The sequence below is a fragment of the Euryhalocaulis sp. genome, assembly GCF_013911995.1.
In the GTDB taxonomy this organism is placed as follows: domain Bacteria; phylum Pseudomonadota; class Alphaproteobacteria; order Caulobacterales; family Maricaulaceae; genus Euryhalocaulis; species Euryhalocaulis caribicus.
In genome coordinates this window covers 1-12,377 of record NZ_JACESD010000029.1, presented here as the reverse complement: position 1 = coordinate 12,377, position 12,377 = coordinate 1, and the positions used below count along the sequence as shown (strand labels likewise).

14 protein-coding genes are annotated in these 12,377 nt (G+C 65.6%); 4 read left to right on the top strand and 10 right to left on the bottom strand.

The genetic code is table 11. The annotated features are described in order from the left end of the window. Positions 1 to 110: 110 nt before the first annotated feature. Both H2040_RS08945 and H2040_RS08940 read left to right on the top strand, forming a co-directional pair. Complete coding sequence (locus H2040_RS08945) at positions 111 to 1,007, top strand: alpha/beta hydrolase (protein WP_287156902.1); 897 nt, start codon at positions 111 to 113, stop codon at positions 1,005 to 1,007. A 182-nt stretch (positions 1,008 to 1,189) separates the two neighbouring features. Further along, positions 1,190 to 2,665, top strand: coding sequence for a sigma-54-dependent transcriptional regulator (locus H2040_RS08940; protein WP_287156901.1), 1,476 nt, complete (start codon positions 1,190 to 1,192; stop codon positions 2,663 to 2,665). A 6-nt stretch (positions 2,666 to 2,671) separates the two neighbouring features. On the opposite strand, the gene H2040_RS08935 is transcribed toward H2040_RS08940, so the two are convergent. From H2040_RS08935 to H2040_RS08895, 9 genes are all read right to left on the bottom strand, one after another. After that, a complete protein-coding gene (locus tag H2040_RS08935) occupies positions 2,672 to 3,175 on the bottom strand; it encodes an ASCH domain-containing protein (RefSeq protein ID WP_022698389.1) in 504 nt (167 codons plus the stop codon). A gap of 4 nt (positions 3,176 to 3,179) precedes the next feature. Further along, a complete protein-coding gene (locus H2040_RS08930; RefSeq protein ID WP_287156900.1) occupies positions 3,180 to 3,656 on the bottom strand; it encodes a hypothetical protein in 477 nt (158 codons plus the stop codon). 109 nt (positions 3,657 to 3,765) lie between these two features. Further along, positions 3,766 to 4,029 carry a DUF2312 domain-containing protein gene (locus tag H2040_RS08925; protein ID WP_022698391.1) on the bottom strand — a complete coding sequence of 88 codons (264 nt, stop codon included), beginning with the start codon at positions 4,027 to 4,029 and terminating at the stop codon, positions 3,766 to 3,768. A 47-nt stretch (positions 4,030 to 4,076) separates the two neighbouring features. Beyond that, the gene (locus tag H2040_RS08920; protein ID WP_022698392.1) at positions 4,077 to 4,793 is read right to left on the bottom strand and encodes a hypothetical protein; all 717 of its coding nucleotides are present in this window, start codon (positions 4,791 to 4,793) and stop codon (positions 4,077 to 4,079) included. Beyond that, entirely contained in the window at positions 4,777 to 5,703 is a 927-nt protein-coding gene (locus H2040_RS08915) for an alpha/beta fold hydrolase (RefSeq protein WP_287156899.1), read from the bottom strand. The genes H2040_RS08920 and H2040_RS08915 overlap by 17 nt, the downstream gene beginning before the upstream one ends. Continuing rightward, the gene (locus H2040_RS08910; protein WP_287156898.1) at positions 5,700 to 6,251 is read right to left on the bottom strand and encodes a tetratricopeptide repeat protein; all 552 of its coding nucleotides are present in this window, start codon (positions 6,249 to 6,251) and stop codon (positions 5,700 to 5,702) included. Before H2040_RS08910 ends, H2040_RS08915 begins: the two co-directional genes overlap by 4 nt. A 64-nt stretch (positions 6,252 to 6,315) precedes the next feature. After that, positions 6,316 to 6,909 carry an HAD-IA family hydrolase gene (locus tag H2040_RS08905; protein WP_353844829.1) on the bottom strand — a complete coding sequence of 198 codons (594 nt, stop codon included), beginning with the start codon at positions 6,907 to 6,909 and terminating at the stop codon, positions 6,316 to 6,318. Between the two features lie 26 nt (positions 6,910 to 6,935). Next, positions 6,936 to 7,061: a type B 50S ribosomal protein L36 gene (ykgO, locus tag H2040_RS08900; RefSeq protein WP_022698395.1), complete on the bottom strand. Its 126-nt coding sequence runs from the start codon at positions 7,059 to 7,061 to the stop codon at positions 6,936 to 6,938. A gap of 119 nt (positions 7,062 to 7,180) precedes the next feature. After that, positions 7,181 to 8,692 carry a LytTR family DNA-binding domain-containing protein gene (locus tag H2040_RS08895; protein ID WP_287156897.1) on the bottom strand — a complete coding sequence of 504 codons (1,512 nt, stop codon included), beginning with the start codon at positions 8,690 to 8,692 and terminating at the stop codon, positions 7,181 to 7,183. Between the two features lie 142 nt (positions 8,693 to 8,834). Here H2040_RS08895 and H2040_RS08890 point away from each other — a divergent pair, with 142 nt between their 5' ends. After that, on the top strand, positions 8,835 to 10,265 hold the full coding sequence (locus H2040_RS08890) for an alpha/beta hydrolase (protein ID WP_287156896.1): 1,431 nt from the start codon (positions 8,835 to 8,837) through the stop codon (positions 10,263 to 10,265). Positions 10,266 to 10,398: 133 nt separating this feature from the next. Beyond that, positions 10,399 to 11,667, top strand: coding sequence for a lytic murein transglycosylase (locus tag H2040_RS08885; RefSeq protein ID WP_287156895.1), 1,269 nt, complete (start codon positions 10,399 to 10,401; stop codon positions 11,665 to 11,667). A 17-nt stretch (positions 11,668 to 11,684) separates the two neighbouring features. On the opposite strand, the gene H2040_RS08880 is transcribed toward H2040_RS08885, so the two are convergent. Then, a partial coding sequence (locus H2040_RS08880; RefSeq protein ID WP_287156894.1) for an MFS transporter occupies positions 11,685 to 12,377 on the bottom strand: 693 nt, incomplete at its 5' end.

Genomic DNA, 12,377 nt, shown 5'->3' with positions numbered 1-12,377 from the left:
ATTAAGTGCGGCGCGAGTCTGGAGCGCGGCGGCGCCTGTGTTTAATCTGGCGCCGGAGATGCAGGCAAAAGCTCAACTTCAAGCTTGAACCGGGTGGGGATGATTACGCCATGAGTGATGAAAACAACGTCTATACGATGACGTCCCAGACCATTTTCCCGCCCGCGCGGCCGCGCGCAAACGCGCCTGAGCCGCGGGGAAAACCGCTGCTGGAGGCGCTGGCGCCGGAGGGGACAACCGTCGAGAGCCTGACGCTGGAAGGGGCCGCGGGCACGATCTCCGCGGCGATTGCCCGCCGCGCCGCGCCCGGCCCGCTGATCCTGTTTCTGGGCGGCAATAATCATTACATGGTCAAGCACGGGGCCAATAATGTCGAAAAGCTGATCCGTTTCGGCGACGTTCTGATGTTCGACCACCCCGGCTATGGCGACAGCGAAGGCCCGGCCCATTTCTCCAATATCCTGCCCGCCGGCGCGCGCATGGTCGGCCATGCGAAGGAACTTGCGGCCCAGCGCGGTCAGAAAACCGTTATCTGGTCGGCCTCGTTTGGCGGCTATATGGCCATCAAGGGCGCGGCGGAATACGGGCCGGACGCCCTTATCCTTGAAGGTCTGGCCCCCAGCGCGGTGGACTGGGCGCATGCGCTCGGCGCGCGCCACGGCCGTTCCAAGGCGCGGGTGGAGCGCGCCATGGTGGAGGGCGGCGTGCCTGACCCTATTGTCTCCTATGACGGTCCGGTTCTGCAGCTCGCCGGTATGGGCGACACCGTCGTGCCCATCGATCTGTCGCGGAAACTGAAAACCTGGTTCGAGGAGCGCAGCGTCGATCTGGCTTATAAGGAAGTCGATGTGGCCTCCCATGATTTGCGGGTCAGTCAGGAAACGATGCGCGTTGCGCGCGATTTCCTGATCGCCAGGGGCGTCATGACGGCGGAACAGGTTCTCGATCCGCTCAGCTTCCGGTCCAACGCGATCAGCTTCCAGTCGGGCTCCGGCTCCGTGAACTGACCGCCCGGTCAGATGATGGACCAGGTCTTAACCGGACCCGCGACCTGCGGGGCGCCCCGTTTCACCGCGAATTAACGACGTCTTCTAACCCCGTTTTTACCGCCGCTGTCCCATAACGGGTCGCGAAAGACAAAAGGGCGCCGCCGTACGCTGTGCGCGCTCGATACGGGGACAAGGGTGTGATGGTGAAGACGATCCTGATCGTGGACGACGATCCGGCCCAGCGCCGACTGATGCAGGCCGTGATCGAGAAGCAGGGCTTCCGCGCCCTGCAGGCCGATGGCGGCGAAGTCGCGCTGGAAATGCTGAACGGGAAGAATCCCGAAGGCGTCGATCTGGTCCTTCTGGACCTCGTCATGCCCGGCATGTCCGGCATGGAGACGCTGGAAATCGTGTCCCGGCAATATCCGGACATTCCAGTCATCGTTCTGACCGCGCAGGGCGGCATCGAGACCGTGGTGAAGGCCATGCAGGCCGGCGCGGTGGACTTCTCGGTGAAGCCGGCCAGCCCGGAGCGGATCGGGGTGGGCATCCGCAACGCCCTGAAGCTCAGCCAGCTTTCAGGCGAAGTCACGCGCCTGAAGACCAAGAATGACGGCGCGCTGACATTCGAGAACATGATCTCTGCCGCCCCCGTCATGCGCCAGGTCGTACGGCTGGGCCAGCGCGCGGCAAAATCCAATATTCCGATCCTGATTACCGGTGAATCCGGCGTCGGCAAGGAGCTGATCGCGCGGGCTATTCAAGGTGAAAGCGACCGCTCCGGCCGTCCTTTCATCACCGTGAACTGCGGCGCCATCCCGGAAAACCTCGTCGAATCCATCCTGTTCGGGCACGAAAAGGGCTCTTTCACGGGCGCGGACAAGAAACATATCGGCAAATTCCAGGAAGCTTCCGGGGGAACCCTGTTCCTGGACGAGGTGGGAGAACTGCCGCTGGACATGCAGGTCAAGCTGCTGCGCGTCCTGCAGGAGGGCGAGGTCGATCCCGTCGGTTCCAAGAAGCCGGTGAAGGTGGATGTGCGCATTATCTCCGCCACCAACCGGGATTTGAGCGAACAGGTGCGCGAGGGCGCGTTCCGCGAGGATCTTTTCTATCGCCTCAATGTCTTCCCGATCGAGGCGCCGCCCCTGCGCGACCGCAAACAGGACATCCCGGCCCTGGTCGAGCATTTCATCCAGCGTTTCAACGCGCAGGAAAACCGCAATATCCAGAGCGCCACGCCTGAAACCCTGGCCATGCTGAAAGGCGAATACTGGCCCGGCAATGTGCGGCAGCTGGAGAATATGATCTTCCGCGCCGTCATCCTTTCCGACGGGGAAGAGCTGCATCCGGAAGATTTCCCGCACCTGACCGGCGTCGCCCCGGTGTTCGACGACGAGGATCACGCCGAGTCGGAACCGATCAATGGCGTGGAAACGCATGCAGACGCGGCGGAAGCCCTGATCGAGCACGCCGCGCCGGTGCCGATGATGGACGATAACGGCCATCTGCGCCCGCTGGAGGAGATCGAACGCGACCTGATCCAGTTCGCGATCGAGACCTATGCCGGCCGCATGGCGGAAGTCGCCCGCCGTCTCGGCATCGGCCGCTCGACCCTCTATCGCAAGGTGCGGGAGCACGAACTGGAAGTGGACTCGGCGCGCGAGGCGAGCTGACGCGCCTCAGGCAATCGCTGGCCGCTTTGGCCAGATCATCTCGAAGCGTTCAAACACGGCGGGGGTTTCATCTGAGAAGGTGAAGCCCTCGCGCTTTGCCTGGCGCCGGAAAAAGTCGCGGTGCTGGCGCAGCCAGGCCGCCCGGCTTCGCGGTCCTTCGCCTTCCGACCAGGCAAAATCCCGCGTCACTTCGATGAAGGATTTTATGGCCACGCGGGTTGTCCGGATGACGGCGCGCGGCCGCCGCAATCCATCTATCACCAGCGAAAGATCGTCAATTTCGGGCATGCGCGCGCCGGATTCGTAGTCCCTCACCAGGCTGATGCAGGCGCGCTTCTTCCCGGAAACAATATAGCTGGCCAGCAGATTGGCGAGGCTTTGCGTATCGCCAAACCAGCAGACCTCGGCAGGGCGCCGCCACGGCCGCGCGGTATCGGTCAGGAAGTCGCGCCAGAAAGTCGCCTGTCGCGGGCTCAGGCGGGGATCGGGTTTGATCTGGAGCGGCCGCATGGCGCTAGTCCTCCTCCTTGCCTCCCTTGACGACAGTCAGTTTTGGCGGGCCGGACGGGCGCGGCGCGGCCGCCGGGGGCGCAGGCGCGTCCGCGTCCGGCGCGTCGGGTTCAAAATCATCGGATATGTCGCGGACATTCGCGCACGGCTGGAATCCCTTGCCGCGGTTCATGGGCTTGCGGGCCTGCAGGCCGCCGCCGCGCTTCATGGGTTTGCGCGCCTTGCCGGAGGCCTTCTTGTGGATTTCCTTGACCTTGTGGTTCTGCAGGGCCGAGAGCGGCTCTGAAAGGTCGCCCTTTTCCGGATTGGCGAAGGCGGAGCCGTACTCTTCCAGCCGCTCCTCGACGGAGGCGATGAACTCGGCCTCCCACTCGGAAAGGCTGATTTCCTCGCCTTCGCCCTGTTCTTCGCTTTTGCGCTTGGCGCGGCGCAGCCGGGCCAGCGCCTTGCGGGTCTTTTTCTCGTCGACCCGGCGCGTCATGGCGTTTCCTCTGTCCGGGCGCTTTTGCCGGATCGCATCCGGCGCGCCTCGTTCTTACACAGGAATTATCTGTCGCCCGCGCCTTGCGGGTCAATATCGCGCGGGGAAATTACGTCTCGCCGACGGCGTGCAGATAGAGGTCCAGAACCGCTTCCTGTTCGCTGCGGTCCTGCTGGTCCATTTTCCGCAGACGCACGACCTGGCGCATGATCTTGGTGTCGAAGCCCATCGACTTGGCCTCGGCATAGACTTCCTTCATGTCCGCCATCACCTCGGCCTTGTCCGCCTCCAGCCGCTCGATGCGCTGGATAAAGCTGCGCAGGCGCTCCTGGCCGCTCTGGTCGAGGCTCTGGGGCTGTGTGACGTCGTCCATGATGAAAGGCTCCGCTCTTTTGGGCGCTAGAATTGAAGGCGTGGAACCTATGCGCCCGCCGCGCCGAACGGAAGGGCCGCGAGGCGCTTCAACTGCGCATTCTGCGCATCGCGGAACGCCGCATCGTCAATCACCCGCTGAACGAAGTCCGGCAGGGTCTCTTCGATCTCCAGAACATCCATGGCGTGCAGGATCGCTTCTTCCTGACTCATGACTTTCAGGCCCGGCGCGTCCTGATCCGCCGCCGCGCTGGCCGCCGCGCCCTCGCCCGCGCGCAGCGCGCCGAAGCGGCTGATATAGGCCTCGTAGCGGTCGGGCTTCGCGCCGTGCTCCACGGTTTCAGGAAAGGGCGCGTCGACGCGGTCATATTCGTGTCCCAGCGCCTCGGTCCCGTCCATCACATCCAGCTGACCGGCGTCCAGCAAGTTCACGAAGACCCGCGCCGTCGCCGATTGATGAGGGTGGAATGTCGCGGGCATGGCGCCATAGCGGGTGAATTTCGCGCTATGAACCACGGCGTAGCCTTTCAGCTCCGCCCGCAGGGTCGGCACCACGGCCTCGCCGCCGAACTTTTCCATCAGGCGGGTGGGGGAGGCGTTGGACCCGCTGGCCAGAATCGCCACGCGGGGAACCGCCATCGCGGCGTTCAGCGCCTCCCTGAAGCCGGGATCGTCATCGAACACCGCCTCGCCGCCGGAAAACACATAGCTGCGGCGCGGCGGCGCGAACGGGTAGGCCAGGGCGCGTTCAATCTCCGGCGTCACGATAGACCGCCTCGATATGCTCCTTGATCAGGGCCTGCCGGAAATGGTGCGGCATATGCCCCATGCCGGGCAGGATGGAGAGCCTGGAATCGGGGATTTCCTCCGCCATGCGCTCGGCGTGCAGGCTGTGGGAGACCGTATCGTCCGCATCGCCGTGCAGGATGGCGACCGGCATGTCCATCCGGCGGTAGCGGGACGACTGCTCGATCAGCTCGGCTTTCAGCCCCACCATGTCGTCAGAATTGGCCGCGAAGGCGCCGGGGCGCAGCAGCTGCCGGATGCCGGCGCGCTCGATATAGTTTTGCGGCGGCTCTTGCGGCGAAAACACGCTCTGCATGCCGCTTTCCAGCTGGCGCGGGGCGACCAGCGGAACGGCGGTGCGGTTGAACACCGGCCCGATCAGCGGCGCCGCCGACCAGTGATAATACCACGCGATCCCGCCCGGCCATTCATGGCTGGGCGCGGAAATCAGCACCAGACCCGAAATCGCTTCAGGGTGGTCCAGCGCCAGGCGCAGCGCCACCGACCCGCCAAAGGAATGGCCAACGACCACCGGCTTCTCCAGCCCCTCGGCCTCGATCACCGCCAGCGCCGCCTCGGCCTGTCCGGCCAGCGTGCCGGCGCCCGCCGGGCGGCCCCGGCTGCGGCCAAGCCCCGGACGGTCATAGGCGACCACGCGAAACTGGTCCTCCAGCGCCGGGACCAGAGAGATTTCCAGATCGCCGCTATTGCCGGAAGCGCCGTGAATCAACAGAAGCGGCCGGCCTTCGCCCCATTCGCGCACATGCAGGCTCGCGCCCTGCCAGTCGATAAAGTGTCCGTTGGTCATCGGCTCCGGCCGGTTGGTGGAGGCGCAGGCGGCCAGCGTCAGCGCGGCCAGCCCGGCAGTTAGGATTGCAAGAAATTTCAAAGCGCGCGCCCTTCGACCAGCGGCGCCAGCCGCTCCCTGCGCGTCGTGGCTTCTTCGTGGAAGGGATGAATTTCCAGCGCCTCGCCATAGGCCTCATAGGCCGCTTCGTTGCGGTTCAGCCGTTCCAGTATCGTGCCCAGACCCACCAGCGCGCCAAAATGTTTCGGGTCGGCGATCAGCGCCTTGTTCACAGCCTCCAGCGCCTGCGCGGCTTCGCCATCGGCAAGGTACAGCATGGCGCGGCGGTTCCAGGCTTCCGCAAAGTCCGGCTCCAGCGACAGCGCGTCGTCCAGATGCCGGGCCGCGCGGTCCGCGTCGTCGGCTTCCATGGCCGCCTCGGCGCGGTCCATCAGCAGGTTCACCGTATCGCTGCCCGAATCGGTCCAGACCAGCCGGATCTGACCGGCCAGCCGGTTGGCCGCCGCCGCGCTTTCGGCCGCGGACAGCTGGTCATACAGCTTTTCCAGCGGCGCCTGCGGCTCGGCGGGCGTTTCCGCTGTCTGGCTGAAGGCCAGAGCGATAGCGGTCAGAAGGGCGGTCAAACTCATCGGGAAAGGATATTAGGGCGTTCACCGGCGAAAAGAAGGCGCCGCCCACCACAGGCCTCAGTTTTTAAAGAAAACCGGCCTCTTTCAACGCCGCCTCGGCGCCGCCCGCACCGTCGAAAAGCCGGGCGTGATAGCCATAATCCCGCGCCGCCGCGACATTGGGTCCGGTGTCGTCAAAGAACAGCATCTCGGGCGGGGTCAGGCCGCTGGCGGCCTCGATATGGGCGAAGGCCTCGCGCGCGGGCTTCTTTGTCCCGATCAGGCCGGAAACCGTGATTGCCTTGAAATGGGTGAGAAAGCCGTAATCCGGATCGGCGGCGAAAGCGCGCCATTTATCGCCCGGAAAATTGGTCAGCGCATATTGCGGGACGCCCCGCGCGGTCAGTGTTTCGACCAGCGCCACGGCGTCCTCGTCCGGGCCCTTGAACATCTCGGGCCAGCGCAGGCGCCAGGCGTCAATTTCAGCGGAATATTGAGGAAACTGGTCTTTCAGGTCTGCTGCGGCCGATTCCATCGGCTCGCCGCCATCGTGGCGGCCGTGCCATTCCATGGTGCACACAGAAGACAAAAACCGCTCCATCTCGGAGCGGTTTTCAAAAATCTTTGAGTAGAGGTTCCGCGGGTTCCAGCGGACCAGAACGCCGCCAAGGTCCCACAGGACCGCCCGCGGCCTGTCGCCGGCGATCAGCCCTGACGCGCTTTGAAACGCGGGTCTTTCTTGTTGATCACGTAAACGCGTCCGCGGCGGCGCACGACCTGGCACGCGCGGTGACGGTTCTTCAGCGATTTGATCGAGCTTCTGACTTTCATCGTATTCCTGCCTTTCGCGCGGCCCGCCTCAATTGCGGGGCGCCTCGCGAGAAGGCGCGGAAACTATGGGCGGTCGGGGTGGAAGTCAATTGCCCTGCTGCTGCGAGAGTCAGGCCCGCCTAAACCGCCCCGTCGGCCAGCGCGCTGCGCACCGCGGGCATGATGCGCCGGCTTACCGGAATCGCCGCCCCGCCGGCCAGATAGAGCCGCCCCGCGCCCCCCGGATCACGCTCAAGCGACTGCACGAAATCGGCGTTCACGATGTGGGAGCGATGCACGCGTATGAATGTTTCGGGAAGGGATTCCTCCAGCGCGGCGAGCGGGCCGTTATAAAGCACGGTCCGCCCGTCTTCGAAGCAGACCTCCACATAATCCCCCGCCGCGTTCAGCCGGGTAATCTCATTGGCCGGCGCATAGATGACCCGCCCGGCGGACACGAACTGGATCTTCTGCGGCTGGGCCGCCTGCCGCGCCCGCGCCAGCGCCGCGTCCAGAACATGAGCGCGTCGTTCTTCTTTCAGCCGCCGCTGGCGTTCACGGGCAAAGGCAAAGCTCTGCTCGACCACCAGCGCCAGAACCAGTCCGCCTGCCAGATAATAAAACCACCCGTTCAGGAAGGCGCTGCCCGTGAGCCAGGGCAGGATCGCCGCGGCTCCCAGACCCGCCGCATAGAGCCAGCCCGGCCGGCGGCCCGCCGCAGCGCGCCAGATGCAGATTGCCGCGGCGATCGCGGCGGCGGCGGACAGGATGCTGGCCGTCATCGCGTCAAAGCCGCGGGACAGCGCCGCAGCGGCGATCATCGCCAGAACAGACCCCGTGATCAGCGCGGCTGCGGCGCGCCGCTCCACGCCAAACCGGACCAGCACATGCGCCAGCAGGGACAGGCCGAATCCCGCCGCGCAAAGCAGGATCGCGATAAGCCGGTAATCGTGCAGCGGATAGGCGTAGCCGGTGACGCCGCGCAGGGTTTCGGCGGCCAGTTGCGCTCCGGCAAAGCCGGCCATCGCCGCGGTCGCCGCCGACAGCCGCCGCGCCGGACCGCGCCAGGCGGAGACGCCAAACACCGCTACGCCGATTACGAAACAGGCAAATACCGGCAAAACCGGCCAGTAAGCCGCCAGAACGGCCTGTGTCGGATCGCCATAGGCGTGGACCGAAACCCACTGCATGGGCGCGGTCAGGCGCAAAAGGCCGTGATGGGCAGAGGCGCGCAGCGCAATCGTGTTTTCGCCCGCCCGGAACAGGTCGCGCGGGGCGAAGAACGCCGCGTCGATGCGGCCCGGAATTTCCGCCGCCGCGCTGCCGCCCGGCCGCCCGTTCGCGCCCAGTTTCACGCCGTTCAGATACAGCTCCGTAGAGGCGCGCGCCGACACATACACGCCCAGCGGCCGCGCGCCGGACAGGTCCTCCGCCGTCATGGTCAGGCGGATTTCAATCCAGATTTCCCGGTTCTGCGGGTCCGCCGCCCAGAAGGACATTGTTTCACAGTCCGGCCCGGTGAAGCTTGGCGGTCCCGCGTCCGCCGGTCCGGCTGGGCAGACGCGCACCGAATCCAGCGCTGTTTGCGGCGCGCCGCTGGCTGTCAGGGGCAGGACCCAGAGCACGATCAGAAGAAAAAGCCATTGCCGCATACCGGCAGACTATATCCGCCCGGCGGCCGCGTCTCGCCGCTCACGGATTTGACGCCGCCGCTGACCGATCCGCCCGCGGCGCCACGGCGCAGCGCGTTCTATCCTCCGGCTCTGTTTCCCCGATCCCTGGAGGTTCGCCGACATGTCCCTGTTCAAGCCCGCCCTTGCCGCCGCCGCTCTGATCCTCGCCACGCCCGCCCTGGCCGAAGAGCCGATCACGTTCGAGGCCGCCAGCGGCGAAACCGCCGAGGCCTTTCAGGGCGCGTTCGAGGTTCCGGAAAACCGCGCCGATCCGGACAGCCGCATGATCGAGATCGGCTATGTCCGCTTCCCGGCCACGACGGATAACCCCGGCCCGCCGATTGTCTATCTCGCCGGCGGTCCCGGGGGTTCGGGGACGGGCACGGCGGAGCGCCAGCGTTTTCCGCTATTCACGGAGATGCGCCGCCATGCAGACGTCATCGCCTTCGACCAGCGCGGCACGGGTCTTTCCGATGACGCCCCGCGCTGCAAGTCCTCGATCGGCGGGGATGACGGCCAGCGCGTCAGCGATGCGGACATCACGGCCGCCTATCGCGCCGCACTGGAAGAATGCGGCGCGTTCTGGAAGGCGGAAGGTATCGACATACGCGGCTACACTACCGCCGAAAGCGTGCAGGACATTTCCGCCCTGCGCCGGCATCTGGGCGCGGAGACCGTGACGCTGTGGGGCATTTCCTATGGCAGCCATCTCGCCTTCGCCGCGCTGAACGCCATTCCGGATGAAATCGACCGCGTCATCATCGCCAGCGCCGAGGGTCTGGACCAGACGGTCAAGCTGCCCGCGCGCACCGACGCCTATTTCGCCCGCCTGCAGGCCGCGGTGAACACGCAACCCGCGGCGAAGGCGGCCTATCCGGACATCGCCGCCCTTATGCGCCGCGTTCATGAGAAGCTTGACGCCGACCCCCTCCTGATCGAACTGGAAAGCGCGTCGGGCGAGGCAATTCCCTTCCTGTTCCAGCGCCCTCACGCTCAGATGATGGCGTCCGGCCTGATCGCGGACCCGGATAACGCTGTCTATCTGCTGCAACTTTACGCCGCGCTCGACGCCGGAAGCGCGGAGGCCGTGAAAGCCTTCATGGGCTATTTCTTCGAACCGGGCGAGCCGATCTCCCTTAATCCCATGTCCACGGCGATGGATCTCGCCTCGGGCGTCAGCCCGGCGCGTCTGGCGGAAGTAAGGGAACAAGCGGAAACCGCGCTTTTGCGCGATTATCTCAACTTCCCCATGCCGCATATTCTCGGCGTCTGGCCGGACATTGATCTGGGCGAGTCGTTTCGCGACGGCCCCGCGGGCGATACGCCGGTCCTGCTGTTCAGCGGCACGCTGGACGGCCGCACCTATCCGGAGGGACAGGCCGAAGCTGTTGCCGGTCTAACCAATGTGCAGGCCGTCACCGTCGTGAACGCCGGCCACAATCTCTATATGCGTTCGCCGGAAATCGCCGTTGCGATGCACCGTTTCATGCGTGACGAGCCCATTGGCGTGACTGAAATCACCGTCGACCTGCCCGATTTCGCCCCTGAATAGGGCGGGTCCGGCTGCGCCGGTTCCCTCTCTCGCGCTGAAATCTCCCTCTCGCCGCGCTAAATCCGGACCAGTATACCGGTATGCGGATGGAGATTTGCGCCGCACCGGCGCGAAACGGGAGACGGGATTAGCGATGAAAACGACAACGGGACTGCGCGCCTTGCTGATGGCTTCGGCCGCGCTGGGCTTTGCCGGATGCGCTACGGCGCAGACGCCGGAGGCGCAATTCACGTCTCCCGAAGCGGTGGAGCAAAAGGCCGATGAGAGCTTCTCCGCCTGGACGGCCCGCTTCATGGAAGAGGCCGTCTCGCGCGGCTACAGCCAGGACCTGGTCAGCACCGCTTTCGCCGGCGTCGTTCACCCCGATCCGGTGGTGGTGGACCGCTCTCAAAGCCAGCCGGAGTTCGTGCGCCCGGTGTGGGAATATTTGAATTCCGCCGTCTCGGAGTCCCGCGTTGCGTCCGGGCAGGCCGAACTGTCCGCCCAGCCGGAGCTGTTTGCGGGGCTGGAAGCGGAATACGGCCTCGACCGCGAAGTGCTGACCGCCATCTGGGGGCTGGAGAGCGCCTTCGGCCAGATCCTCGGCGATTATGACGTTTTCCGTTCCCTCGCCACGCTCGGCTGGGCCGGCTGGCGTCCTGACTTCGTGGAGGAACAGCTTTTTGCCGCGCTCGACATCCTGCGCGACGGCGAGGCGACCCGCGACCAGCTCAAGGGTTCCTGGGCCGGCGCGATGGGCCAGACCCAGTTCATCCCCGCCAGCTACCGTATCTATGCGCAGGACTGGGACGGCGACGGCCGCAAGAATATCTGGTCCGATGACGGCGACGCGCTCGCCTCCGCCGCCAATCTCCTCGCCAAGTCCGGCTGGAAACAGGACGTGCCCTGGGGCGTGGAGGTGCGTCTGACCGATGAATTCAACTGGGACATGTTCGACGGGCAGGAACGCCTGACCGCCAACTGGGCGCAGGGCGGCGTGGCGCGGGCCGACGGCGCGCAATGGGGGACCGATCTCTGGGGGCTGGATGCTGAACTGATCCTGCCCGCCGGCGCGCAAGGCCCGGCTTTCCTGACCTTCAGCAATTTCGACGCGATCATGCGCTACAACAACTCCACCGCCTATGCGCTGGCCGTCGGGATGCTGTCGGATGTCTATGCCGGGCGCGGCGGGCTCGTGGCGGACTGGCCAGACGAAGGCCGCCCCCTTCGCCGCGCGGAAGTCTATGAGTTGCAGGACAGCCTGACCGCGCTGGGCTTTGACACGCAAGGCTCGGACGGGCTGATCGGCCCGAATACGCGCAAGGCCGTCCGCGCCTTCCAGCGCGCTAACGCCATCACCCCGGACGGGCACGTGAATTCGGAGCTTCTGGACCGCGTCCGCGCCGCCGAGCCTATTCAATAGGGCGGCGATCAATCAGGTCAGTGCGGGTCGTGCGCGTCCTCGATTTCGGGGGTCGCCGCCGCGCTGACCGATTTGATGCGCGGACTGAACCACGCATACACGCCCACGCCGGCAATCACTCCGGCATTGATCCAGAAGGGCACTGAAGGCCCGAACGTCTGATAGACCAGCAGGCCGATGAAGGGCGCGGACAGGAACCCCACCCCGGCGGTGGAATTGACCATCCCCGCCACGGCGCCCTGTTCGGACGGACTGACGGCGATGGAGGCCCCGCCCGCCATGCCGGGCCGCGACAGGCCAATGCCCAGCCCGCTGACCACGAAGGCAAAGAAGATTTCCCCGAAACTGCCGGCCAGCGCCAGGAAGATATTGGCGAAGAAGGCGATGCCCGCTCCCAGCAGCATCAGGGTGCGCGGCGAGGCCTTGATGCGCGGGATCAGCACCAGCTGCGAGATAAGCATGGCCAGCGCCCCGCCCATCAGCACCGCCCCGGCCAGCTGGGTCGCCTGCACCCCGTCCACTTCCAGCGTGTCCATGACGTAGAAATTGATGGTCTGCAGCGTCACCGCCTGCACGATCCAGACGCCGACGCCGAAAATCAAAAAGGGCGAAACGCGCGGGTCCAGCGCGTAGCCGAAGCTGGAAAAGGCGCTGGAGCGCGCGCCTGTCTGCTGCGGCGGCGTGCGCTCGGGCAGCATGAACCAGACGGC

What these genes read in the sequence shown, in the direction of transcription:
- H2040_RS08945 (WP_287156902.1), top strand. Translation starts at nt 111, where the DNA reads ATGAGTGATGAAAACAACGTCTATACGATGACGTCCCAGACCATTTTC.
- H2040_RS08940 (WP_287156901.1), top strand. Translation starts at nt 1,190, where the DNA reads ATGGTGAAGACGATCCTGATCGTGGACGACGATCCGGCCCAGCGCCGA.
- H2040_RS08935 (WP_022698389.1), bottom strand. Translation starts at nt 3,175, where the DNA reads ATGCGGCCGCTCCAGATCAAACCCGATCCCCGCCTGAGCCCGCGACAG.
- H2040_RS08930 (WP_287156900.1), bottom strand. Translation starts at nt 3,656, where the DNA reads ATGACGCGCCGGGTCGACGAGAAAAAGACCCGCAAGGCGCTGGCCCGG.
- H2040_RS08925 (WP_022698391.1), bottom strand. Translation starts at nt 4,029, where the DNA reads ATGGACGACGTCACACAGCCCCAGAGCCTCGACCAGAGCGGCCAGGAG.
- H2040_RS08910 (WP_287156898.1), bottom strand. Translation starts at nt 6,251, where the DNA reads ATGAGTTTGACCGCCCTTCTGACCGCTATCGCTCTGGCCTTCAGCCAG.
- ykgO (WP_022698395.1), bottom strand. Translation starts at nt 7,061, where the DNA reads ATGAAAGTCAGAAGCTCGATCAAATCGCTGAAGAACCGTCACCGCGCG.
- H2040_RS08895 (WP_287156897.1), bottom strand. Translation starts at nt 8,692, where the DNA reads ATGCGGCAATGGCTTTTTCTTCTGATCGTGCTCTGGGTCCTGCCCCTG.
- H2040_RS08890 (WP_287156896.1), top strand. Translation starts at nt 8,835, where the DNA reads ATGTCCCTGTTCAAGCCCGCCCTTGCCGCCGCCGCTCTGATCCTCGCC.
- H2040_RS08885 (WP_287156895.1), top strand. Translation starts at nt 10,399, where the DNA reads ATGAAAACGACAACGGGACTGCGCGCCTTGCTGATGGCTTCGGCCGCG.